The sequence below is a fragment of the Pseudomonas sp. MAG002Y genome, from assembly GCF_019400845.1.
Taxonomy (GTDB): domain Bacteria; phylum Pseudomonadota; class Gammaproteobacteria; order Pseudomonadales; family Pseudomonadaceae; genus Chryseomonas; species Chryseomonas luteola.
Genome location: NZ_WOEJ01000001.1, coordinates 555350 through 580015, shown reverse-complemented (window position 1 = coordinate 580015; position 24666 = coordinate 555350). Strand labels below are relative to the sequence as shown.

Sequence of the window (24666 nt, the reverse complement as noted above, 5' to 3'; positions counted from 1 at the left end):
CATGCTCGATTTTGAAAGCATTTTCAGGGCTTCGCCGAATTCGTATGTTCTGCTGAACAGCGCTTTGACCGTCGTGGACGCCAACGAGGCGTACCTAAGGGCCGTGGGGCGGCAGCGTCAGGAGTTGCTTGGGGTCCATTTGTTCGAGGCCTTTCCTGTCGATCCGTTGCAGGGCAATGTGCCATCGCAGCAGGCCCTGAAAGCTTCCATCGAGCGAGCTGTTACGCTCAGGCAGGAAGATGCTCTCCCTGTCATTCGCTACGCGATACCGCGTAGCAGTGCCAGGGGGGTAGTGTTTGAAGACCATGTCTGGAGTGTTACGCATACGCCACTCTTCGATGCTGAAGGTCGATTGCAGCATATCCTCCAGCACGCTACGGATATCAGTGAACTCCAGGCCATGCGTGCCGATGTAGTTCGTTCTCCCAGCCTGACATCGACAAACATTCAACTGGGGCAGCGACTGATCAATCGAGCAAAAGCCTTACAGGATGAAGGGGCCCAGCTGAGACGGCTGTTTCAGCAGGCGCCGGGTTTCATCTGTGTCTTGAGCGGGCCTGACCATGTGTTTGAGCTGGCTAACGATGCGTTTCTGCACCTTGTAGCGCGAGGAGACATTGTCGGTCATCCTCTTCGTATTGTCTTTCCCGAATTGGTAGAGCAAGGTGCTCTCAGGTTATTTGATGAGGCGCTAGTCTCTCTCAAAACGTTTTCCGGACGCGGCGTTCGCCTGGATATTCAACGTACCGCCTTGGGGCCTTCTAACGAAATCTATGTAGATTTCATCCTGCAGCCGATTATTGATAACGGGCAGGTGGCAGGGCTTTTTATCCAGGGTAACGATGTCACCCAGCAGAAGCGGGCGGAAACCGAGCTGGCCAATTACCGGCTGCACCTTGAAGATCTGGTGCAGGAGCGGACGCGCGAGCTCAAACGCAGTGAAGATGAGCGACAGGCCGCTATGGTTCAGGCGCAAAAGCTGGAAGCCGTTGCCAAACTGACGGGGGGCGTTGCCCATGATTTCAATAACGTCCTGCAGATCATCGGAGGCAACCTGCAGTTGCTGAAAACCCGACTGGCAGGCGATGAGGTTGGCCAGCGTCGGCTGCAGGCGGCCAATACAGCCGTAGAGCGGGGTGCAAGCCTTGCTTCTCAGCTCTTGTCCTTTGCGCGGCGGCAACCCCTGCAACCAATGTCAGTCGATACGAAGAGTCTCCTGGATGGCATGAGTGATTTGCTGCATCAGGCGTTGGGCGAGTCCATCACGCTGACTGTGCTTGCTGACCCTGATGTCTGGTCGATATTTGTCGATGCAGGTCAGCTGGAAAACGTGCTAGTCAGTCTGTTACTCAATGCCCGTGAGGCAATGGCTAATGAAGGGCATGTCACTGTTGAGCTACATAACGTGTTGCTTTCCCAGGACCAGTGGCAGGCCGCTGACGAGTTGATTCCAGGCGAGTACGTGCAGTTGATCATCACGGATACCGGGCGCGGAATGTCCGAAGAGGTCAAGGCGCAAGCCTTCGAGCCCTTTTTCTCGACCAAGCGTGAAGAGCATGGCACCGGGCTTGGCCTGTCCATGGTCTATGGTTTCGTGAAGCAGAGTGGCGGACATATCTTGATCAACAGTACCTTGGGCAAGGGAACATCGATCATTCTTTATCTGCCACGCTCGCTACCGAATACCGATACAGCCGATAGCTCTATGGTCTTGCCGTCGGTTGAGGAAGGTGGAAGCGAATGTATCCTTGTAGTGGAAGACGACCCCGATGTTCGTCACATCGTGGTGGATATGCTGAGTGAGCTAGGCTATGACGTGCTGGAAGCCGGTGATGGGCAGGCTGCCCTGACGATGCTTGAGCAGGGGGCGCCTGTAGATTTATTGTTTACAGACATTGTGATGCCAGGCCCGGTACGCAGCACCGAGCTGGCACGCAGAGCAGGGGCGCTCAGGCCTTCCTTGAAGGTACTGTTTACCTCGGGCTATACACAGGACGCTGTAATACAGGGCGGACGGCTCGAGGCAGGAGGTAACCTGCTCAGTAAACCCTATCGTCGGGATGAGTTAGCCCAAAAGGTGCGTATGATGCTCGGTATGCACAGACAGCACACCCCTACTACAGCTGTAACAGAAGAGGACATGGCGTTGGAGGAAACCGCAAGTAACAAGGTATTGAATATTCTGCTGGTCGAGGATGACCTGACGCTACGTAGCCTGACTAGCGAGGTGATGGAAGAGCTGGGCTATCAGGTTACGGCCGTGGCTTCTGCCGAAGAGGCACTGGACGCGCTGCAGAGCAGTACCTTTGATGTCCTTTTCACAGATATCGGGCTTGGAGGCATGTCAGGGCTGGACCTGAGCCGTCAGGCGCTCAAGCGTTATCCCGGATTGCATGTCGTAGTGGCTTCCGGTTATGCCTTTGACAAGGACGACGAACTCAAACACGTAAAGGCGCTGCTCAAGCCATACGATCTTTTCAAGATCCGGCAGCTGCTCGATGATCTGTCCGTCAGATAGTTGTACCGGCGAGCCGGTTGGCTCGTGATCTTCCTTGCGCCACCCGGTGCCCTTCTCTAGAATACCGCCCCTTGCCTGTAGCGGGCCTCCGCTTGCAGGCAAGTCAAAACGAAACATTCACTCCTTGTCTGACCGCATCATGTGGCAGGCTATAACCCGTAAGGAGCATTTATGCGTCATTACGAAGTTGTGTTTCTGGTTCATCCTGACCAGAGCGAACAGGTGGGCGGCATGGTTGAGCGCTACACCAAAGCGATTGAAGAAGACGGTGGCAAGGTTCATCGTCTGGAAGACTGGGGCCGTCGTCAGCTGGCTTACGCTATCGACAACGTGCACAAGGCTCACTATGTTCTGATGAACATTGAGTGCAGCGCCAAAGCACTGGCTGAACTGGAAGACAACTTCCGTTACAACGACGCCGTGATCCGTAACATGATCCTCCGTCGCGATGAAGCCGTTACCGGCCAGTCTGAAATGCTCAAGGCCGAAGAGAACCGTAGCGAGCGCCGTGAGCGTCGCGAGCGTCCTGCCGAGTCCGAGTCCGCCGATGGCAGCGACAATGCTGACGTCGATGGCGACGATAGCGCCGAGTAAGCCTGGATTATTGAGGAATCATTGTTATGGCACGTTTCTTCCGTCGTCGTAAATTCTGCCGTTTCACCGCTGAAGGCGTGAAAGAGATCGATTACAAAGATCTGAACACCCTGAAAGCCTACGTCTCCGAAACCGGCAAGATCGTTCCGAGCCGTATCACTGGCACCAAGGCCAAGTACCAGCGTCAGCTGGGTACTGCCATCAAGCGTGCTCGTTATCTGGCCCTGTTGCCTTACACCGACAGCCACGGCCGTTGAGACTGGGCATCGACACGAACTAACGGATAATTCGCATGCGAGCCCTTGCTGATTTCATCATGCGCGGTCGCATGCAAGCCACCCTTACGGTGGTGATTGCAGCGGTTGTGCCATTTCTGTACTGGCTCAGCGCTGCAGCAGGGAGTCTGGTCGTCCTGCGCCGTGGCGCAAGTGACGCTGCAGGTGTAGTGGTCTGGGCATTGCTGCCGGCCGCGTTCTGGTGGTATCTGGGGGACCCGAGCATTGCGCTCGTATTCGTCGGTACCCTGGCGCTGGCGCTGGTTTTACGCAGCAGTGTTTCCTGGCCGCGTGTCCTGCTCGCCAGCATCCTGGTCGGTCTGGCGTTTGCTGTGACCATTGGTCATGTCTACGCAGAGCCCATCAACCTCTTGGCAGAGGAAATTCAAAAGCTTCTGCCTCAGATGGCGGGTCAGTCACCGGATGCTTTGCCGGAAGCCAAGCAGGCCCAGCTGCATGACATGCTGGTGCCTGTATTGACCGGTCTGATGGCGAGTCTTTTCCAGATTGTCTGTCTGCTGTGCCTGATGTTGGGACGTTATTGGCAAGCTGCGCTGTATAACCCAGGCGGTTTCGCGCGTGAGTTTCATGCGCTGAGATTGTCGCCCGCCCTAGCACTGGGAATGCTGTTGGTCATGCTACTGGCACCCAACATCAACCTGGGACTTGGGATGTTGACACCGCTGTGCAGTGTACCCCTGGCGATAGCTGGCGTTGCCCTGATTCACGGACTGGTAAGACAGAAGCACATGGCCACGTTCTGGCTGGTGGGGTTGTACGTGACACTGCTGATCTTTGGGCAGTTGATCTATCCGTTGTTGGTGATCGTAGCCGTGGTCGACAGTCTGTTTGATTTTCGTGGGCGCCTGGGCAATACGTCCAAGGACTCCACGAACGGTGAAGGTTAAAAGTTAAGAGGTAAGACTCAAATGGAAGTCATCCTGCTGGAAAAGATCGCCAACCTGGGCAACCTGGGCGATAAAGTGAACGTCAAGGGCGGTTACGCTCGTAACTTCCTGCTGCCGCAGGGCAAGGCAACTGCCGCTACTGCTGACAACGTTGCTGCGTTCGAAGCACGTCGTGCAGAGCTCGAGAAGCAGGCTGCCGATAAGAAGGCTTCTGCTGAAGCTCGTGCTGCCAAGCTGAACGAACTGACCGTTACCATCGCTGCCAACTCTGGCGACGAAGGCAAGCTGTTCGGCTCTATCGGTACTCGCGACATCGCCGAGGCTGTTTCTGCTGCTGGCGTTGAGCTGGACAAGAGCGAAGTTCGTCTGCCCAACGGCGCTCTGCGTAACGTTGGCGAGTTCGACGTAGATGTGCAGCTGCACACCGACGTTGAAACTACCGTCAAGGTGGTCGTGGTTGCTGAATAAGCGGTCATGACAACTGACTGGCGGGCTTGCACGAACATGCAAGCCTGCCGACAATCGGGCACGTCATTCTCGTAATGACGTGCCCGTTTTTTTTCAGGCCATGAAGGCCTGTCTTCTCTGATCGAACTTTCGGTGCCAATCGCTACGCCATGAATGAGATCGCCATCGCTGAACAATACGATTTGCAAACTGCCGCGCTGAAGGTGCCACCGCACTCCATCGAGGCCGAGCAGGCCGTGCTGGGTGGCTTGATGCTGGATAACAATGCGTGGGAACGCGTCTCGGACCAGGTATCGGACGGCGACTTCTATCGCCATGACCATCGCCTGATCTTTCGTGCCATTGCTCGTCTGGCTGAAAGCAACCAGCCTTTCGATGTGGTTACGTTATCCGAGCAGCTCGACAAGGAAGGACAACTACCCCAGGTAGGGGGGCTGGCTTACCTAGGTGAGCTGGCAAAAAACACCCCCTCTGTTGCAAACATCAAGGCCTATGGCCAGATCGTGCGCGAGCGCGCCACGCTGCGCCAGCTGATCGGCATCAGCAATGACATTGCCGACAGTGCCTATAACCCTGAAGGTCGGGGCGCTAATGAGCTTCTTGATGAGGCGGAGCGCAAGATTTTCGAAATCGCCGAGGCCCGCCCAAAGACAGGAGGTCCGATTGGCGTTAATGACATCCTGACCAAGGCCATTGATCGAATCGATACCCTGTTCAACTCGGATAATGCCATTACGGGTGTTTCCACAGGATTTGTGGATCTGGATGATAAAACCAGCGGCCTTCAACCGTCGGACCTGGTTATCGTGGCGGGACGTCCCTCGATGGGTAAGACGACCTTTGCCATGAACCTGGTCGAAAATGCGGTACTGCGTACGGACAAGGCCGTGCTTGTATTTTCACTGGAAATGCCAGCTGATTCGATCGTGATGCGTATGTTGTCGTCCCTTGGGCGAATCGATCAGACCAAGGTCCGCTCGGGTAAGCTGGAGGACGATGACTGGCCAAGGCTGACCTCAGCGGTCAACCTCCTGAATGACCGCAAGCTGTTTATCGACGACACGGCAGGTATCAGCCCGTCGGAAATGCGTGCGCGTACGCGGCGTCTGGTGCGTGAACACGGTGACTTGGCGCTGATCATGGTCGACTACCTGCAATTGATGCGGATTGGCGGGGCAGCCAGCGAAAACCGGACCAATGAGATTTCCGAAATTTCGCGCTCGCTCAAAGCGCTGGCCAAGGAGTTCAACTGTCCGGTGGTTGCGTTGTCCCAGCTTAACCGCTCGCTGGAACAGCGGCCGAACAAGCGCCCGGTGAACTCCGACTTGCGTGAATCCGGAGCGATCGAGCAGGACGCCGACGTAATCATGTTTGTGTACCGGGATGAGGTGTATCACCCTGAAACCGAGTACAAGGGTGTAGCCGAAATCATTATCGGTAAACAGCGTAACGGTCCTATCGGTACGGTGCGACTCGCCTTTATCGGCAAGTACACCCGTTTCGAGAACTTGGCGCCCGGCAGTTATAACTTCGACGACGACTAAGTTGTCGGGGGCGCAAAAAAGCCGCACACCTGTGCGGCTTTTTTATAAGCGCCTTGGCCTTGCATGTGGTAATCCAGGCGTGGATGCGCGCGTTCGGCAAGCTCAGCAGTCCAGTAACCATGCGGCTGTCAGGCGACGGATAGCGGTTCGCCTCTCTTAACTGGCTATTTTTTGTGCTATTCTTGCACCTCCTCCCGCACCACTTTTAATCCCCGGAAGCCTTCATGCTCGCTGCCAAGCCGTTGTTCGACTATCCCAAATATTGGGCTGAGTGTTTTGGACCTGCGCCTTTCCTGCCGATGAGCAGGGAGGAGATGGACCTGCTCGGCTGGGACAGTTGCGACATCATTGTCGTGACAGGCGATGCCTATGTGGATCATCCATCCTTTGGCATGGCCATTATTGGACGTCTTCTGGAAGCGCAAGGCTTTCGGGTAGGGATTATCTCCCAGCCAGACTGGCAATCCAAAGACGACTTCATGAAGCTTGGCAAGCCGAACCTGTTTTTTGGCGTGGCGGCAGGCAACATGGATTCGATGATCAACCGCTATACAGCCGATCGCAAGATTCGCTCCGACGACGCTTATACACCAGGCGGTTTGGCCGGCAAGCGTCCCGATCGTGCCAGCATGGTCTACAGCCAGCGTTGCCGTGAAGCCTACAAGGGGGTACCGATTGTCCTGGGCGGTATCGAGGCATCACTGCGCCGGATTGCTCACTACGACTACTGGCAGGACAAGGTACGCCATTCCATCCTGATGGATGCCAAGGCGGATATTCTGCTGTACGGCAATGCCGAACGTGCAGTCGTGGAGATTGCTCACCGCTTGGCTGCGGGTGAACCCATCCAGGCGATCACCGATATTCGCGGCACTGCGTTTATCCGCAAGGACACGCCGGAAGGTTGGTTCGAGCTGGACTCGACGCGTATTGACCGTCCGGGGAAGGTCGACAAGATCATCAACCCCTACGTCAATACACAGGATTTGCAGGCGTGTGCCATTGAGCAGTCCAAGGGGCCGCAGGAAGATCCTGAGGAAGCGAAGGTTGTTCAGCTGCTGCCCAGCCCGAAGCTTACCCGTGACAAGACGGTCATTCGGCTGCCGTCGTTCGAGAAAGTAAAGGGCGATCCGGTCCTGTATGCCCACGCCAACCGCGTGCTGCACCTGGAGACCAACCCGGGCAATGCTCGCGCGCTGGTTCAGCGTCATGGCGATCAGGACGTATGGCTCAATGCGCCGCCAATTCCGCTGACCACTGAAGAGATGGACTACGTCTTCGGGCTAACCTATGCCCGTGTTCCGCATCCTGCTTATAAAGGCGAGCGGATTCCTGCGTACGAGATGATCCGCTTCTCGGTCAACATCATGCGCGGCTGTTTTGGCGGCTGCACTTTCTGCTCCATTACCGAGCACGAAGGCCGCATTATCCAGAACCGTTCGGAAGAGTCCATTATTCGCGAGATCGAGGAAATTCGCGACAAAGTGCCAGGGTTTACCGGGGTTATTTCCGACTTGGGTGGCCCGACAGCCAACATGTACCGGATTGCGTGCAAGGACCCGGAAATCGAGAAGCATTGCCGCAAGCCGTCCTGCGTGTGGCCGGGTATCTGCGAAAACCTGAACACCGACCACTCGGCGCTGATCCAGTTGTATCGTTCTGCACGTGCCTTGCCGGGTGTGAAGAAGATCCTGATTGCGTCGGGCTTGCGGTATGACCTGGCGGTAGAGTCGCCGGAGTACGTAAAAGAGCTGGTAACCCATCACGTGGGGGGTTACCTGAAGATTGCGCCAGAGCACACCGAGGAAGGTCCGCTTTCCAAGATGATGAAACCGGGCATCGGCAGTTACGATCGCTTCAAGCAGATGTTCGAGAAGTATACGAAGGAAGCCGGTAAGGAACAGTACCTGATTCCTTACTTCATCGCTGCGCATCCAGGTACGACTGACGAAGACATGATGAACCTGGCGCTCTGGCTCAAGCGTAACGGCTTCCGGGCGGATCAGGTACAGGCGTTCTATCCGTCGCCAATGGCAACCGCGACTGCGATGTACCATTCGGGCAAGAATCCGCTGCGCAAGGTAACTTACAAGAGCGATGGCGTACCGATCGTGAAGGGGGAGCGTCAGCGCCGCCTGCACAAGGCATTCCTGCGCTATCACGATCCAAACAACTGGCCGATGCTGCGTGAAGCGCTCAAGGATATGGGGCGTGCCGACTTGATCGGTAACGGCAAGCATCACCTGATTCCCACGTTCCAGCCCGCTGTGGATGGTACTTACCAGAGCGCACGTCGTAAGAACTCGACGCCGCTGGGTAGCAAAAAAGCAGGCAAGCCGTTGCTGACTCAGCATACCGGCTTACCGCCGCGGGCGGCGGATGGCAGCAAGGGATGGGACAAGAAGCAGGAAGGTCAGGCGGTGGCGTTTGCCAAAGGCAAGAAAAAGCCCCGGCGAGAACCCAATATTCCGCGTTGATGAAACGGCGAGCCTCGGGCTCGCCGTTTTGCTATCAGCGGATCGTCAACGCGCCGGTAAGATCGCCCAAGGGGGCGAGACCGTGGGTGACGCGTGCGATGTCGCGCTCCACCAGACCCTTGAGCGGCGGCAAGCCGTGGAGCCGGGTGATCAGGCGCAGGATTGAGGTAGTGTCGTACAGGTCGTGATCGACATGTCCTTTGCGTGCGAAGGGTGACACGACAAGGGCCGGAATACGTGTGCCTGGACCCCAGCGATCACCCTTGGGCGGTGCTACGTGATCCCACCAGCCGCCGTTCTCATCGAACGTAATGACGACTACGGTGTTTTCCCATTGCGGGCCTTTCTGCAGATGTTCGATAACCTTGGCAATGTGCTGATCGCCTGAAGCGACATCGGCATAACCGGCATGCAGGTTGAGGCTGCCCTGGGGCTTATAGAAGGTTACAGGCGGCAGGCGACCGGCATCAATGTCTGCCAGAAAGCGGTTGGTGCTCGGATCATCGCCAATCCCGCCGTCGCGGATGTGCTGCTCGCGTGCTGCCGTGCCCGGAGCGAAGCGCTTGAAGTAGTTGAATGGCTGGTGGTGCGCCTGGAACCGGGTATCGGCGCCATTGCCCTCCAGCGCTGCCTGCCAGCCTCCCGAGTACCAAGCCCAGTCCACGCCCTTGGCTGACAGCAGGTCGCCAATGGTGGCATGGGTCTGTGGTGGCAGTACGCTCGGGTTGGTCGGATCGGACAAGGCCGGGTCGCCTCCTGCCGGCGGCGGAATCTGGCTGGGCTGATAGGGCGGCAGCATGGTGTTGATGGCATAGCCGTCAGGGCTAAGCGCGCCCGGATTGACGAACATCGGGCGTCCGTCCAGGGCCGAGGCAGGAGAGTTATCCGCCAGAGCCAACTCATAGCCCAGCGGATTCTTCCCTTTAAGCACCGCCACCTTGTCTTTTGCCGGGCTGGTGGTGTGGTTGGGGTAGAACGGCGCGCGACCCGAGATCAGGAACTGATGGTTCAGGAAAGAGCCACCAAAAGCCGCCATGAAGAAGTTGTCGCAGAGGGTGAATTCCTGGGCCAGTTTCCACAAGCGCAATTTCTCGGGCTGGCTGTAGTAACCCATGACCAGTGCGCCGGAGTCGCCCCAGGCGACAAAGCCGTCATTGCGTCCGCCGTTGATCTGCATCTGGTTCTGGTAGAACGCATGTACGAGATCACGAGTGATCAAGCCCGGGTTAAGCGGCTTGCCTTGAGCATCCTTCAGAGGAAAGGGTGCATTGGAAAGCCCACTGATCTGATCTTCAGTAATCAGGTATTGCTGACCGTCAATGGTCTGAGCCATAGGCACCAGGCCACCCCAGATCTTGGGTAAGTGCGGTAGCGGCTGTCCGTTACGGTCCTTCTGCTGGAAATGCTTGGCGTTGACCGCAGACAGTGGCTTCGAGACGCCAGGAAAATTGCCAAACAGGTTATTGAAGCTGCGGTTTTCCGCGTAGATCACAACGACATTTTTGATTTGCCGTTTCAGTGAATGGTCGAATGCCTTGCGCTCGGCAGCTTCAGCCATTCCCATGCGGTCAAGACCGGGCAAACCTAGCCCTAACCCGACGACACCTGCTCCGATCAGGAAGCGGCGTCTTGATTTCTCGAGGGTGGAATCGGGCTTATTACGGTCGTCATCTTTCATCGGAGGAAACCTCAGTAACGGAGCTGGCCTCTACAGTAGTAACAAAATATTTCAGATTTTCGAGCGATACGTTCTTATTAAGTCAGTTATTTGTATGCCTAGCTAACTTTTTTGCAGGCGCTGGCTGATCAGTTTTATCACTGAGAGCATGCGAGCCAGTAAGGGCAGGCGGACTACCGCTGCAGTCCGTAGATGAAGCGCCACGTTACATAGCATGGCGCTAAGACGGGTCATATCAGCCACGCTTACAAGCGTTGAATACGTCCGGCAGGTTTAAGTTGGCCGGCCGGCTTATCGGACGTGTCCCGTTCAACGAGATAGTGTTCAAGCGCATCGACATCAAGAATGCCGGTCTCCTGTACGTGGCGGGCGTGCTTGAGGGTCTCAAGTCCATCCCCTCCCTGGGCCATGAAGTTGTTCACTGTAATGCGGTAATCCTGGTCGAGCCGGATCGGCTGTCCATTCAGCTTCATGCTTCCGGAAACCACTTTCTGGCCCGGTTTGCCTGCCGGATTCCAGCGGTAGCTGAAGCCTTCCGAAACCTGCATCAGACTGGCGCTGTCGTCACTGCTCCATTGCTCCTCCATGAGCTGATAGAGCTGGGCACCGCTCAAGGTCAGCAAGGTCAGGGTATTGCCGAATGGCTGATTGGCGGCCAGTTGGGCGTAGGTCAACCTGGATTGGCCAGGCTCCAGAGTCAGATTGCTGCGGATGCCGCCTGCGTTCATGAGGGCAATCTGGGCGCCCAGCTTGCGTGTCGCCTGAAGTTGGGCATCGGCAATGAGATCGCCTAGCGTCGATTCGCCATTGGCATCGGTCATGCGGGTGATCTGGGGGACAGCAATACGTGCGATAGGCCGCTGAAGCACATGCTGGCTACGCTTTTCAACTTCCTGACGCAGCGCGGCGAGCGCTGGATCGGGGGTGTAGCGATGGGCGTCCACGGTCAGGTTTTCGCTGCTGGCCGAGACGATGTCGTGGGTCTTGGGGTTAATGCCGAGCCGTACATGGCTGACGAACTGCCCGTAGGAGCCGCCCTGAAAGACAAGGCGATTGTCCACGTGACAGGTATAAGACTGATGCGTGTGGGCACTGGCAACGACATCGACTGCCGGATCAAGGCGCTTGGTAATCTCGACGATAGGGCCGCGCAGGCGGGTGCAGTCTGGCGCGTTGTAGGATTCATTCGTGCCTCCGCCCTGGTGAATCACTGCGATGATGGCCTCTACACCCTGGGCCTTGAGGGCAGGGATCTGGGCGTTGATGGCATCGGCTTCGTCCTGAACGCTCAGTCCGTTCATGCCAGCCGGCGAGACGATCCGGGCTACGTCTTTCAGCACGGCACCCACGAATGCGATTTTTTGTCCGTGGGCTTCCAGGATCTGGTAGGCCGGAAACACGGGTTTACCCGTCTGGTTATCGATCAGGTTTGCAGCCAGGTAGGTAAAGTGCGCCCCCTGATAGTTTTTGTGCAGCTGGCAGGCTTTCTGGGGTCGGTTGGAAGCGCAGCCGCCATTGATGATACGCAGCAGTTCATCCTTTCCGTTGTCCAGCTCATGATTACCTACCGCCGAGAGTTGCAGCCCCAATAGGTTCATGGCTTCGATGGTGGGCTCGTCCGCCCAGAGCGATGAGATGGGTGGGCTGCCACCGATGAGGTCACCGCTGGCAACGACCAGTAGCTCTGGATCCTGTTGACGCAGATAGTTGATAACGCCACCCAGCACCTCTATACCACCCGCTTCGATTGTGCGTTTGCCGTCGGGTGCGGTGGAGTCAGGGTAGGTCAGTCTGGCGGGTTGCAGGTAGCCGTGAAAGTCATTGAATACGGCCAGGTTGATCTCTAACGGTTGGGTCGGGGCCGAAGAGCAGGCCGTCAGCAGGAGGGACAAGGCCACAGGGCCCAGGGCAGCATAAGAGCGAACAGGCATCATCTAGCGCTTCCAGGTGCAGAGGGATATGCATGCCAGAGAGGCATACCAAGCGGATCGCTTCATCCTTTAAGCAATAGCATGCTTTCAACGAAACGGTAGGCGCAGTATGAAGCGGAGAGATGACAGAACAGCGTAAGAAGCCGGCTGGGCCGTTAGACAGCCCAGCCGTGATCGATCAGAGCACGGGCGAGCCGCCAGTGACAGGCACCATGGCACCGGAGACGTAGCTGGATTCATCCGAGGCCAGCATTACATAGACTGGCGCCAGTTCGACAGGCTGGCCAGGACGACCCAGCGGCGCCATCTTGCCGAAGCTTTCCACCTGTTCGGCTGGCATGGTGCAGGGGATCAGCGGCGTCCAGATCGGTCCGGGTGCCACGCTGTTTGCGCGAATACCTTTTTCGGCCAGAAGTTGCGCCAGACCTGCCGTGAAGTTGGCGATTGCTCCTTTGGTGGCGGAGTAAGCCAGCAGTGAAGGCGGCGCGATGTCCGCATTGATCGAGGAGGTATTGATGATGGAGCCGCCCTTGGGCATGTGCTTCACAGCCGCCTGGGTAATGCGGAACATGGCGGTGATGTTCACATCGAACGTGTGCACCCACTCTTCATCCGGAATTTCTTCCAGCGACTGGCGGGTCATCTGGAATGCGGCGTTGTTGACCAGCACATCGATACGGCCAAACGCTTCAACGGTTTTCTGCACGACGGCCAGGCAGTTTTCGCGCTGGCTCAAGTCACCTGGAATCAGGATTGCCTTGCGGCCTGCTTCGGTAACGAGCCGTGCCGTTTCACGGGCGTCTTCGTCTTCGCTCAGGTAGGAGATGGCAACGTCCGCACCTTCGCGAGCAAAGGCCAGGGCCACCGCGCGGCCGATACCGCTGTCACCGCCGGTAATGAGTGCGGCCTTGCCTTTCAGGCGGCCGGAGCCTTTGTAGCTCTGTTCGCCAAAGTCCGGACGCGGATTCATCTGGCTTTCATAGCCCGGATAGGGTTGGGTTTCGGCTGGCATGGGTGGCGTTGGATAGTCGGACATAAAGACCTCCTTTCAAGTGGTTAGAAAAACGGGTTAATGCGTGGCGCCCAGCACTGCAAAGGCTTGATCACCGTAGCCTGCAGCGCGCAAGGGCGTCCGAATGTCTTGCTCAAGGTCAGGTACGTAGCCGAACAGGACGTCAGCCGGTCCGGCTAACTGAATTTCTCCTAGCGCGGCAGGCAGCAGAAGGGTTTCGGCAGCGCCCAGGACGCCAGACCAGTTACCGGCCTGAATGCGGATGGGTGTGCCGACGTTGCTGAGCAGCGTGGCCTTGTTGAAACGGTAGGTAAGGGGCTTGGCGCCCGCACCGGCTACACGCCAGCGCTCCAAGGCAAAGTAAGGGCTAGCAGTACAGATTAAGCGATCAATGTCATCGCCTTGGGGCAGCCGGAAGCCGGGTGTGAATTCGGGTTGGGGTTCGAGATAGCACTCTTCGAGCAGCTGATCGATACCGGCAATCCAGTCCTGATGGCTGAGCGGCGAGCCGTCGGACATCTGCCAGGGCATTGCCTGTTGCTGGATATCCGAAGTCTGCTCGATCTCATAGATCAGCGTACCGGGGCCAAAGCTGTGCAGCGTGCCTCCAGGCACATAGATGGTTTCACCTGCACGGACCGGCAGACGGCGCATGACGGCGTCGTAATCCTGGGCAATCAGGGCGCTGCGCAAGGTATCGCGATCAATTCCCGGCTTGATTCCGACCAGTGCGGTGGCACCGGGCTCGGCCCAAAGGATATGCCAAGCTTCGGTCTTGCCGTTGGGCTGGCATTCGAGACGGCGAGCGGTTTCGTCATCAGCATGCAAATGCACCGGCAACATGCCGCAGCCATCGATAAACTTGCTGAGCAGGGGGAAATAGGGACCGTCAAACCTCGGGCCCACCAGCTCGGTGGGATAACGCTTCACCAGATCACGAAGCGATTGACCGGCAAGCGAGCCCTCGGTGACATTTGCAATGCTGCCTTCGACATCGCTGACTTCCCATGTCTCGGCAATACGGCCGGCAGGCAGCCCGCGGCGACCCAGTATTTCAGCAATGGCGTGACCGCCGAACATGTGGCTACGGATAGGGGTAGATAACCGAAGAGGGTACCAGTCCATGTGTGCTCCTTAGTACAGATGAGGAACAGGCAGGCAAAACAATCCCGTACGCTCACAAGGGCGCATGAGTCATTAAGAGCATGTAGATGTTTGGGTCTGGCCACGGTCGGCCGGTTTGTAGCCGACCATGGCGCAGTAGGTCTTACAGAATCGGCTTGCCGCCAGTGACCGCAACGCGAGCGCCAGACACATAGCTGGCTTCATCAGAGGCCAGCATGACATATACAGGCGCAAGCTCGGCCGGTTGACCTGCTCGTCCCAGCGGAACCTGGCTACCGAACTGCGACGCCTGTTCAGGCGGCATGGTGGACGGAATCAGCGGTGTCCAGATCGGGCCGGGTGCCACGCTGTTCGCGCGGATGCCTTTTTCGGCCAGGAGCTGAGCCAGACCTGCCGTGAAGTTGGCAATCGCCCCCTTCGTGGTGGCATAGGGCAGCAGAGTGGCCTTGGGCATGTCTGAATTCACAGAGGTGGTGTTGATAATCGAACCACCTTTGCCCATGTGTTTGACGGCTGCCTGGGTGATACGAAACATGGCCGTGATGTTCGTATCGAACGTGTACACCCATTCTTCATCCGGAATCTCTTCCAGCGACTCGTGGGACATCTGAAATGCGGCGTTATTGACGAGTACATCAATGCGGCCGAACTCAGACACGGTCTTCTGAACGATATCCAGGCATTGCTGGCGCTTGCTGATATCGCCTGGCAGTAGCAGAACCTTGCGTCCGGCTTCTTTCACGTAGCGCGCAGTATCCTCGGCATCTTCATGTTCGTTCAGGTAGGAAATGGCAACATCGGCACCTTCCCGAGCGAAGGCTATGGCTACTGCACGACCGATGCCGCTGTCTCCCCCGGTGATGAGCGCAACCTTACCAGCCAGACGACCAGATCCCTTGTAGCTCTGCTCGCCACAGTCCGGAACGGGTGTCATTTTGGATTGAAGTGCTGGCGGCTCTTGGGGTTGTTCGGGGAAAGGCGGGCGTGGGTAATCGGTCATGATGAATTCCTCCAAACGTGTTAGGGCGATGTAAAAATGCGACATGCCATACGTTGAGCGGGTTCACCAAAAGAGATGAATGGTGCTGAAACGATAAAACGAGGCCATACGCCTCGCTTTATCGACTGAAGTGATCTACTTGGGCGCGTTGGCGTGCCAGCGAGGCGCTACGGTGGGCGTCCATTGTTCAAGCGTATTGAGCAGTTCATCCGGCGACTGGCTGACCTGAAGCATCTCGCGATGAGGGCCAGCCACAAAGCCCTGACTCACTGCATGATCCAGGAACTGTGCAAGGGGCGCGTAGAAGTTATTTACTTCCAGAAGGCCCAGCGGCTTGGCGTGATAGCCGAGCTGACCCCAGGTCCAGACTTCAAATAGCTCTTCCAGTGTGCCCAATCCCCCCGGCAGGGCTACAAACGCATCGGCCAGTTCTGACATCCGTGCCTTACGGGCATGCATGCCATCGACTACTTCAAGACGGGTCAGTCCCTTGTGGCCGACTTCGGCATCCTGGAGGCTTTTGGGGATGATGCCTATCACCTCGCCTCCGGCTGCGAGGGTCGCGTCGGCTACGATGCCCATCAGGCCCACGGCACCGCCACCATAGACGAGCGTCAGACCGCGCTTGGCCAGGGCGCGACCCAAAGCTTCGGCAGCTTCACGGTAGATTGGGTCGGCGCCTGTCTTGGCGCCACAAAATACACAAACGGCTTTCAACGACATTGCTGATCCTTGGCTGGTAGGAGGCGTAAGCGTAATCCTCACGCCGAGGTTAACCAAGTCTTGTCATGATCAGTGCCGTAGTGCATGCGGGAGAGGTGGCCATGAAGCAATCGGCTGATCGCAGGTGCGCGCGTGCCGATTACTTCAGGCTGGAGGGAGCATCAGGCAGAGACCTGTTCAGGACAGGTGCCGCTGGCACCCAGAGCGTAGGCGATGAAAAGCTGGTTGATGTAGTCCGGGAATTTCATGGTGGGTACTCCTCAAGACGGCAAGTGACAGGGGCATCCTCTCAATATCAGGCTGGCCTTGCCGCTCAAAAGTTTCGATGGCAGCCATAGCCGTTTCGTTGCAAACCATGTTCCAGACGTTTTAGCGATTGGAACTCGCTTTCAAACATGCCAGTCTTCACTAAGTGAACACATGCGTTAGGAGATTTCATGAAACGTTCGCTTTTCGCTGTCTCTCTGCTTGCTCTGGCCAGCTCATCCGTATGGGCAGCCGACCAGTGCTCGGTCGATATTCAGGGAACTGACCAGATGACCTTCAGCACGGACAAGATCAAGGTCAATGAGGACTGCAAGCAATTCACGGTCAACCTGATCCATCCCGGCACGCTTCCCAAGAATGTCATGGGGCATAACTGGGTCTTGACCACAAAGGATGATGTCCAGGGCGTCGCCACTGACGGTATCGCGGCCGGTATGGACAAGGATTACCTCAAGGAAAACGATTCCCGCGTGATCGCCCATACCAAGGTGATTGGGGGTGGCGAAAAGACGTCCGTGACGTTTGATACCTCCACATTGAATAAGGGAGAGGACTATGAATATTTCTGCTCCTTCCCCGGTCATGCGGCCATCATGAAGGGCACGCTCACGATCGACGACTGAATGTCGAAAGACCGATAGAAAGCCCGGCATTGACCGGGCTTTTGCATTTCAGGCTAACGGGGCTTCAAACCGTCCAGAATCAGTGCCTGTACACTGCTCAGCACCTCTTCGAAAAACACAGGGTCATCAAGGGTCTTGCCCAGGATGGCCTGAACCTGGACACGAAAATCGGCGTAGTGCTGGGTGGTTGCCCAGAGCGTAAAGATCAGGTGATGCGGGTCGACCGGAGCCAGTTGACCGGCGTCGATCCAGGCGCGGATTACTGCAGCCTTGGCCTCGACTGTCTCCCGCAGGGGCACTTCCAGCTCGCTCAGGAGCAGCGGCGCGCCTTGCAGAATTTCCATGCAGAACAGGCGGGATTCGGCTGGGTAGTCACGAGAGATTTCCAGCTTGTGCCTGATGTAGCCCTTGATGGCGTCGATCGGGTCCTGCTCTGTGCTAAAGGTCTTCAAGGGGGCCAGCCAGATCACCAACAGCTGGCGTAGCACGTTGAGGTAGAGGTCTTCCTTGCTGCCAAAGTAGTACAGCAGATTGGTCTTGGAAACCTCTGCCTGGGCGGCTATCTGGTCAAGACTGGTGCCATGCAGGCCGTACCGGGAAAACAAGTCCAGCGCTGCCTCAAGGATGATGCCGCGCTTTTCCTCGATCTGCCGTCGGCGGCGCTCCAGTGTCGCAGCACTGGGCTTGCGAGTGGGCTTGCTGGGTGTGGATGAACGGTCCTGACTCACAACGACTCCTGCCTCTACAGCACGAACTGCACTTTACCGCGAGCGGCCTTGAGTGAGTACCGTCAGTCGAATTTCATGCTCGCCAGAGTAGCAGGTCGCCTGCGGTTTTCGCCCCATCATCGTGCAGGCTGCACAAGCCAGGTGCTCTTGTTCGGACCAAATGGTCCACGCTAAGAAGCAAGTTTTGACCTAACTCCTTGTTTGCCCAGCAGAAACCTAAAGCTGGCAGAGTTTGTGCTCTGTCCTTGGTATTCCTGGCTTGCGGTACGGGCGGGAAATCACTTCGACCCACGAGCGAATCCGAGGCTGAGCATGACTCTAGACATTGGCGTATTCATCCCGATCGGCAACAACGGCTGGCTCCTCTCCGAGAACGCACCGCAGTACAAACCTACCTTCGAGCTGAATAAGAGCATTGTGCAGCGCGCCGAGCACTATGGCTTCGACTTTGCCCTGTCGATGATCAAGTTGCGTGGTTTTGGTGGCAAGACCGAGTTCTGGGATCACAACCTGGAATCCTTCACCCTGATGGCAGGCCTTGCCGCCGTTACCTCCCGCATCAAGCTGTTTGCTACTGCCGCTACATTGACCCTGCCGCCTGCCATCGTGGCGCGGATGGCCTCTACCATTGACTCTATTTCCGGTGGCCGCTTCGGCGTGAACCTTGTGACCGGTTGGCAAAAGCCTGAATACAGCCAGATGGGCCTCTGGCCGGGCGATGAGTTCTTTGCTACCCGCTACAACTACCTGGGTGAGTACGCCCAGATCCTGCGCGACTTGTGGGGAACCGGTCGCTCCGACTTCAAGGGCGAGCATTTCCAGATGGAAGACTGCCGTGTCAGCCCGCAACCGCAAGCTGATATGCAGATCGTGTGTGCTGGCTCCAGCGACGCCGGCATGGCGTTCTCGGCACAGTACGCCGATTACAATTTTGTCTTTGGCAAAGGTGTGAACACGCCCAAGGCTTTTGCGCCGACCTCCGAGCGTCTTATGGCTGCCACCGCCAAGACAGGCCGCGACGTAAGCTCCATCGTGCTGTTCATGGTGATTGCCGGCGAAACCGATGAAGCGGCACGTGCCAAGTGGGAACACTACAAGGCCGGTGCCGACGAAGAGGCCATCAAATGGCTGGGAACTCAGGCAGCAGCAGATACCAAGTCAGGCGGCGATACAAATGTACGACAGATGTCGGACCCGACATCTGCGGTCAACATCAACATGGGTACGCTGGTGGGCTCCTACGCCAATGTGGCCCGCATGCTGGATGAAATCGCCGAGGTGCCTGGGGCCAGTGGTGTGTTGCTGACCTTTGACGACTTCATGCAGGGCGTCACCGAATTTGGTGAAAAAATCCAGCCCTTGATGCAAAGCCGCCGCCATGTCACTCGGCTGCAGGAGAGTGCCTGATGAACGCGCTTGAATCCGTGGCAGGATATGCCGTGCCGACAGCCAGCCAGGACGCGGTCACGCTACCTGCACGCCCTGAGCCCCTGCGGCTGAAGGCCAGCGAGACGGCAGTCATAGTCGTCGATATGCAGAACGCCTATGCAAGCAAGGGCGGCTATCTGGACCTTGCCGGTTTTGATGTAGACGCAACCGGTCCGGTCATCGAAAACATTGCCGGGGTGGTGGAAACCGCGCGTGCGACCGGTATCCAGGTTGTCTGGTTTCAGAATGGCTGGGACCCGGCCTATCAGGAAGCCGGTGGCCCCGGATCGCCCAACTGGCATAAGTCCAATGCGCTCAAGACCATGCGCCGCCAGCCTGAACTGCAGGGCCGGCTCCTGGCGCGGGGCGGCTGGGATTATGCGCTGGTGGATCAGCTTCAGCCGCGGGAGGGGGATCTGGTCGTACCCAAAACCCGCTACAGCGGTTTCTACAATACGCCTCTCGATAGCCTCCTGCGTGCCCGCGGCATTCGTAACCTCGTGTTCGTAGGGATCGCCACCAACGTCTGCGTAGAGTCCACGCTGCGAGACGGGTTCTTTCTCGAATACTTTGGCGTCTGCCTGGGTGATGCCTGCCATCAGGCCGGGCCGCGCTCGGCGCACGAGGCGGCGCTATTCAATATCGAGACGTTTTTTGGCTGGGTTTCAACCGTTGCCGATTTCCACGCCACCTTCAAAAAGGACTGACCATGCCCAAGCACAGCGTGATTCCTGCCGGAAGCGGAAAACCCCTTGCGCCCTTTGTTCCAGGCTCACTGGCTGATGGAGTTCTGTATGTTTCCGGCACCCTGCCATTCGACAAGGACAACAATGTTGTACACGTAGGCGATGCCGCTGCACAGGCGCGGCATGTGCTGGAAACCATCAAGAGGGTCGTGGAGGAGGCCGGCGGAACGATGGATGACGTGACCTTTAACATGATCATGATCACCGACTGGGCGAACTACGGGGCGATCAACGCGGTGTATGCCGAGTATTTTCCAGGCGAGAAGCCCGCGCGTTATTGCATCCAATGCGGCCTGGTAAAGCCGGATGCGTTGATCGAGATCGCCAGTATCGCCCATGTGGGAACGTAAGTGAGCAAGTGAAGTGATGGGTATCGCTTCACTCAACCCATCTTATGAGTCTGTAGGTTGGGTCGAGCCGTCAGGCGATACCTGCTACCAGGGGATTCCCCGTCACGCATCTCATGAAACAACCCATGCGCGTTATCCAACGGTATACAGGGGAGCCTTGCATGCACTACGAGATCCATGGCCGGCAGGATGCCGAGGCCGATACCATCGTACTGTCATCCGGTCTTGGCGGTGCGGGGGCATTCTGGGCACCACAGCTCGCGGCGCTGGGCGAGTACTTCCGCGTGGTGACTTACGACCAGACCGGCACAGGCAAGAGCCCGGCGGTTATCCCTGAGGGCTATACCATCGAGGCCATGGCGCAGGATGTACTGGATATGGTCGATGCGCTGGGTATCGCGCGTTGCCATTTCATGGGGCACGCCCTGGGCGGTCTTGTAGGGCTTCAGATCGGCTTGATGCGGCCCGAACTTTTGATCAGCCAGATTCTGGTCAACGCCTGGAGCAAGCCTAATCCGCACAGCGCCCGCTGTTTTGCTGTACGACTCGCTCTTTTGAACGATACAGGCCCGGCCGCCTACGTACAGGCCCAGCCCCTGTTTTTGTATCCCGCCGACTGGATGCTGCAAAACACCAAGCGCCTCGAGGCCGACGAAGCCCATGCCCTGGCGCATTTTCCCGATAGCGAGAATGTGCGCCGACGTATCGCTGCATTGCAGGCATTCGATGTGGATACCCAGCTGGCGCAGATCAGAACACCCACCCTGATCGTCGCCAATCAGGACGATCTGCTAGTGCCGTGGGTGTGTTCCGAGTATCTGGCCAAACACCTGCCCGATGCGCAGTTCGAGCTACTCAGCTACGGCGGGCATGCCTCCAGCGTGACGGACCCCGATACCTTTAACGCTTTAATGCTCGACTACCTGACCTGAATCCGATGACAGGAGCGTCGCTCCTGCAGTGAGGCTATGCCATGTCACTTGCCAACCTGAATATCGTTTCGCCCGTACAACCTCTTCGTGTACCCAAGCAGGACTATCGCGATGCCATGGCCCGGCTGGGCGCGGCGGTCAATATTGTAACGACTGATGGTCCCCAAGGCCGTGCCGGCTTCACGGCAACAGCCGTGTGCAGCGTGACCGATGAGCCGCCTACCTTGCTGGTCTGCCTGAACCGTTCAGGCTCGGTCTATCCGATCTTCAAGGCCAACGGCACCCTGTGTGTGAATACCTTGAGCAGTGAGCACAAGGCACTCTCCAATCTGTTTGGCGGTAAAACCGGTATGCAGGATCGATTTGCCGCGGCGTGCTGGAATACCCTGATCACCGGCTCGCCAGCGCTGGAAGGAGCGGTAGTCTCCTTTGATTGTCGAATCGCTTCGATCAATACCGTAGGCACTCACGACGTACTCCTGTGCGAAGTGGTCGCTATCGAGCGCCAGGACGATGTAGATGGGCTGGTCTACTTCAACCGGGGGTATCAGGACCTGCTGACATCCGCTCCCTGCGGATAACTATGGTAGGGATGTGCTGAGCCGCTTATTCCTCGTAGAGTATGGGCTGACACATGGGTCGATTAGGCTGTGTCGGTTCGTACAAGAAAGGGTCGAGGATAAGAGTCCATGAGAGGTATCGTTTCTGTGCTGCAGTGCTGTAGCGCGGCACTGTTGCTGGCTGCCGGTTCGGCCATGGCAGAGCCGGAGCTGTTGCAGGGCACTGTAGGGCAGGCCAAGGTGCTGGTTGAGCTGGATCTGGCTAAACCCGACGAGGTGACCGGGCGCTATTTCTACCAGAAGTACCACACCGATATTGCGCTCGACGGAGCGTTGGACAAGCAGCATACCCTGCGTCTGAGTGAGAATCGTCCTTTTTTCAGCACGAAAAGCGTGCCCATGCAGTGGACGCTCAAACAGGGCGCCAATGGTCGCTGGACCGGCCGCTGGGCCAGCAAAGGCAAGACGCTCGATATCAGTCTTTCTCCTGTAGCGCTGCCGCCAGCACGTCCTGATGATTTACCCGCCCTGGACGAGCTGCGGCGTACATCACCCTATGAGTATCTGCGCCTGAAAGGGCTGAGCCTGAAGAAAGACAGGCAAGACACCTTTATGGGATATGGCTTGCAGTGGTGGGTGGAGCCTGTTTCCCGCATTCGCCTATTCCAGCTGGTTTCATCCCCTACGGCGATGGATCTGAGCGCTGCCAACAGGACGTTGCAGAATCGGCAGTGGCAGGAGGTGAACAGCTACTTTGGGTGTCTGTCCGGGGCACGTGATCGTGAGACAGAGTTCGATCAGACGGTCAAACCGGTATTTATCAATGACTCTGTACTGAGCGTCAGCCTGTTCACCAGCTACGACTGCGGCGGTGCGCATCCAGACTTTGGTGATGCGCCGCTCAACATGGAGTTGGCCACCGGCAAGATTCTAGAGTTGGAAGATGTGTTCTGGCTGGGTAAGGGGCCGTACATCCATTACGAGCGGGGCATGGATAATCTGGAGGCGTACTCCAACTACCGCGAGCAGTTGTTTGCCCCGTGGGTGGTTGACCAGTTCAAGCGTCTGTATCCCGAGTTGATGAACGACGACCCAAACGAATGCAATTACCAGGACCCTTCTGTCTGGCAGTTTTCGGTGTGGTATTTCGAGCCTCGTGGAATTTACCTGGGGCCTACTTTTGCCCGGGCCGCCAGAAGCTGCGATGAGCCAGGCGATACGGTGATTCCCTACAAGACCGTCAAGGCGCATCCGGGGCCGGTCAAGGTCACGCTGCCGGAGTAATCGGATCAGACTAGAGGCAGCTGGAGCGGCCTCTAGTCTACTCACTCAATGAGCCTGTGAAGGTGCGCCCACGGTACGAACAGGGGCAGACAGTTTGAGCAGAAGCACCGTAGCCGCCGCCAATACAAACACCACGGCGTAGCCCTGATACAGCTGAGCCGGACCCCACTGCAGGTCAATCAGCCCACCGGCCACCAGTGGCGAGAGAATAGCCCCGAAGCGGCCAATGCCAATACCCCAGCCCATACCCGTTGCGCGTACCGAGGCGTCATATGCCATGGAGGCCAAGGCATACAACCCGGCAATGCAGCCGTTACTGAAGAGGCCAATGAGCAGACCCAGGGCAAAGGCCGTGGTCAGTGAGGAGGTGGAGGAAACGAACAGGCTGAGCAGCACGGCTGTGCAGGCCATGAAAACGGCCAGCAGGTGGCTGATCTTAAAGCGTGCAGCGAGCATACCGATCAAGGCTGCACCAAAGATGCCGCCAATGCTCAGCAATACTCCACCCGTCACGCCCTGCTGTGCGGAAAGACCGGCTGACACCAGCAGCTTGGGCGTCCAGCTCATGATGAAGTAGAAACCGAACATTGTCAGGAAGAATGAGCCCCAGATCAGCAGGGTGGTGCGTAGCAGCGCGGGTGAAAATAGCTGCTTGAAACTGCTGCCCTTGTGCGCTTCGCGCAGGGGCTGCGGAGGCAGCTCGGTAAGCGGTGCATAGCCCAGTTTTTGGGCCAGACGATTGACCCGCACCAGGGCATTGTCCGGGCGCTTGGCCAGCAGAAAATCCAACGATTCGGGCAGACGCCACAGTACGAAGGGAATGATAGCGAACGTCACCAGACCACCAAAGACGAAGACCGAGCGCCAGCCCCAGGCAGACAGCAATGCCACGGCAATAAGCCCGCCAATGGTGGCCCCGAGGGCATAGCCGGTGGATTGCAGGGTCACTGCAAGCCCACGCCACCGCTTGGATGAGTACTCGCTGGCAATCACATTACTGCTGGCCAGGATGCCACCGATACCAAGCCCAGTGATGGCCCGCAATACAGCCAGCTGAGTAGCTGACTGACTGAATGCAGACAGCAGCATGCCAAGGCCTGCAACGGTTACGCACGCCAGAATGAGCGGGCGACGGCCAAAGCGATCCGCCCAGGGAGCAATAAATAGCGAGCCCGCAGCCATGCCAAACAGTCCTGCGCTGAGCAGTACGCCCAGCTGAGCGCCAGAGAGCTGCCATTCAGCGGAAACGGACGCGGCGGTAAAAGCCATGACCAGCACGTCGAAGCCGTCGATCATGTTTAACGCGATACAGATGATAATGGCGGTCCATTGAAAGCCGTTCATGCGGCCTTCATCGACAGCCCGGCGAAGGTCGTTATGCATGGTCAGCCTCCCGAATAGTGGTGGCGCGCAAGTGACGTGCATAACAGAGCAGAGATAGCGGTGTCATGAGCATGGGGGTGCCTCTTGTTATTGTTGTAGTACTGAAAGTCTG

Annotated in this window: 22 protein-coding genes; 14 read left to right on the top strand and 8 right to left on the bottom strand. The window is 57.4% G+C overall.

The genetic code is table 11. From position 1 onward, the window contains the following. Position 1 precedes the first annotated feature (1 nt). The 7 genes from GM154_RS02625 to GM154_RS02595 all read left to right on the top strand — a co-directional run bounded on the left by GM154_RS02625 (position 2) and on the right by GM154_RS02595 (position 8784). Positions 2-2518 carry a response regulator gene (locus GM154_RS02625; protein ID WP_219650872.1) on the top strand — a complete coding sequence of 839 codons (2517 nt, stop codon included), beginning with the start codon at positions 2-4 and terminating at the stop codon, positions 2516-2518. 171 nt (positions 2519-2689) lie between these two features. Next, the gene (gene rpsF, locus GM154_RS02620) at positions 2690-3112 is read left to right on the top strand and encodes a 30S ribosomal protein S6 (protein ID WP_010796930.1); all 423 of its coding nucleotides are present in this window, start codon (positions 2690-2692) and stop codon (positions 3110-3112) included. A 26-nt stretch (positions 3113-3138) separates the two neighbouring features. After that, the gene (gene rpsR / locus GM154_RS02615; protein WP_007161145.1) at positions 3139-3369 is read left to right on the top strand and encodes a 30S ribosomal protein S18; all 231 of its coding nucleotides are present in this window, start codon (positions 3139-3141) and stop codon (positions 3367-3369) included. Positions 3370-3404: 35 nt separating this feature from the next. Then, positions 3405-4295: a hypothetical protein gene (locus GM154_RS02610; RefSeq protein WP_074823311.1), complete on the top strand. Its 891-nt coding sequence runs from the start codon at positions 3405-3407 to the stop codon at positions 4293-4295. A gap of 21 nt (positions 4296-4316) precedes the next feature. Next, positions 4317-4763 carry a 50S ribosomal protein L9 gene (rplI, locus tag GM154_RS02605; RefSeq protein ID WP_010796932.1) on the top strand — a complete coding sequence of 149 codons (447 nt, stop codon included), beginning with the start codon at positions 4317-4319 and terminating at the stop codon, positions 4761-4763. Between the two features lie 149 nt (positions 4764-4912). After that, a complete protein-coding gene (dnaB, locus tag GM154_RS02600) occupies positions 4913-6307 on the top strand; it encodes a replicative DNA helicase (RefSeq protein ID WP_010796933.1) in 1395 nt (464 codons plus the stop codon). 224 nt (positions 6308-6531) lie between these two features. After that, positions 6532-8784, top strand: a complete 2253-nt coding sequence (locus GM154_RS02595) for a YgiQ family radical SAM protein (RefSeq protein ID WP_010796934.1) — start codon at positions 6532-6534, stop codon at positions 8782-8784. 34 nt (positions 8785-8818) lie between these two features. Here GM154_RS02595 and GM154_RS02590 read toward each other — a convergent pair whose 3' ends face one another. The 6 genes from GM154_RS02590 to GM154_RS02565 all read right to left on the bottom strand — a co-directional run bounded on the left by GM154_RS02590 (position 8819) and on the right by GM154_RS02565 (position 16253). Continuing rightward, positions 8819-10462, bottom strand: a complete 1644-nt coding sequence (locus tag GM154_RS02590; RefSeq protein ID WP_219650870.1) for an acid phosphatase — start codon at positions 10460-10462, stop codon at positions 8819-8821. A gap of 245 nt (positions 10463-10707) precedes the next feature. Continuing rightward, positions 10708-12396: a bifunctional UDP-sugar hydrolase/5'-nucleotidase gene (locus tag GM154_RS02585; RefSeq protein WP_219650868.1), complete on the bottom strand. Its 1689-nt coding sequence runs from the start codon at positions 12394-12396 to the stop codon at positions 10708-10710. A gap of 175 nt (positions 12397-12571) precedes the next feature. Beyond that, positions 12572-13429: a glucose 1-dehydrogenase gene (locus GM154_RS02580; RefSeq protein WP_010796937.1), complete on the bottom strand. Its 858-nt coding sequence runs from the start codon at positions 13427-13429 to the stop codon at positions 12572-12574. A gap of 33 nt (positions 13430-13462) precedes the next feature. Beyond that, positions 13463-14530 carry a class I mannose-6-phosphate isomerase gene (locus tag GM154_RS02575; RefSeq protein WP_219650867.1) on the bottom strand — a complete coding sequence of 356 codons (1068 nt, stop codon included), beginning with the start codon at positions 14528-14530 and terminating at the stop codon, positions 13463-13465. Between the two features lie 142 nt (positions 14531-14672). Beyond that, a complete protein-coding gene (locus GM154_RS02570; RefSeq protein WP_112297618.1) occupies positions 14673-15533 on the bottom strand; it encodes an SDR family oxidoreductase in 861 nt (286 codons plus the stop codon). A gap of 132 nt (positions 15534-15665) precedes the next feature. Beyond that, a complete protein-coding gene (locus tag GM154_RS02565; RefSeq protein ID WP_219650864.1) occupies positions 15666-16253 on the bottom strand; it encodes a TIGR00730 family Rossman fold protein in 588 nt (195 codons plus the stop codon). Between the two features lie 437 nt (positions 16254-16690). Between GM154_RS02565 and azu the strand changes: the two genes are divergently transcribed. Continuing rightward, positions 16691-17143: an azurin gene (gene azu / locus GM154_RS02560; protein ID WP_219650862.1), complete on the top strand. Its 453-nt coding sequence runs from the start codon at positions 16691-16693 to the stop codon at positions 17141-17143. Positions 17144-17196: 53 nt separating this feature from the next. Here azu and rutR read toward each other — a convergent pair whose 3' ends face one another. Next, on the bottom strand, positions 17197-17871 hold the full coding sequence (gene rutR / locus GM154_RS02555) for an HTH-type transcriptional regulator RutR (RefSeq protein WP_122043549.1): 675 nt from the start codon (positions 17869-17871) through the stop codon (positions 17197-17199). A gap of 312 nt (positions 17872-18183) precedes the next feature. Between rutR and rutA the strand changes: the two genes are divergently transcribed. The 6 genes from rutA (at position 18184) to GM154_RS02525 (ending at position 23171) form a co-directional block, all read left to right on the top strand. After that, positions 18184-19278 carry a pyrimidine utilization protein A gene (gene rutA / locus GM154_RS02550; protein WP_219650860.1) on the top strand — a complete coding sequence of 365 codons (1095 nt, stop codon included), beginning with the start codon at positions 18184-18186 and terminating at the stop codon, positions 19276-19278. Beyond that, entirely contained in the window at positions 19278-20006 is a 729-nt protein-coding gene (rutB, locus tag GM154_RS02545) for a pyrimidine utilization protein B (protein WP_219650859.1), read from the top strand. Before rutA ends, rutB begins: the two co-directional genes overlap by 1 nt. Before the next feature lie 2 nt (positions 20007-20008). Next, positions 20009-20395 (top strand): pyrimidine utilization protein C, encoded by a 387-nt coding sequence (rutC, locus tag GM154_RS02540; RefSeq protein ID WP_010796946.1) that lies wholly within the window; start codon positions 20009-20011, stop codon positions 20393-20395. 161 nt (positions 20396-20556) lie between these two features. Continuing rightward, on the top strand, positions 20557-21327 hold the full coding sequence (gene rutD / locus GM154_RS02535; RefSeq protein WP_219650857.1) for a pyrimidine utilization protein D: 771 nt from the start codon (positions 20557-20559) through the stop codon (positions 21325-21327). Between the two features lie 41 nt (positions 21328-21368). Then, positions 21369-21908 carry an NADH-dependent FMN reductase RutF gene (rutF, locus tag GM154_RS02530; RefSeq protein WP_219650855.1) on the top strand — a complete coding sequence of 180 codons (540 nt, stop codon included), beginning with the start codon at positions 21369-21371 and terminating at the stop codon, positions 21906-21908. A 108-nt stretch (positions 21909-22016) separates the two neighbouring features. After that, positions 22017-23171, top strand: a complete 1155-nt coding sequence (locus GM154_RS02525) for a hypothetical protein (RefSeq protein ID WP_219650854.1) — start codon at positions 22017-22019, stop codon at positions 23169-23171. 45 nt (positions 23172-23216) lie between these two features. Here GM154_RS02525 and GM154_RS02520 read toward each other — a convergent pair whose 3' ends face one another. Continuing rightward, positions 23217-24554: an MFS transporter gene (locus GM154_RS02520; protein WP_219650852.1), complete on the bottom strand. Its 1338-nt coding sequence runs from the start codon at positions 24552-24554 to the stop codon at positions 23217-23219. Positions 24555-24666: the final 112 nt, after the last annotated feature.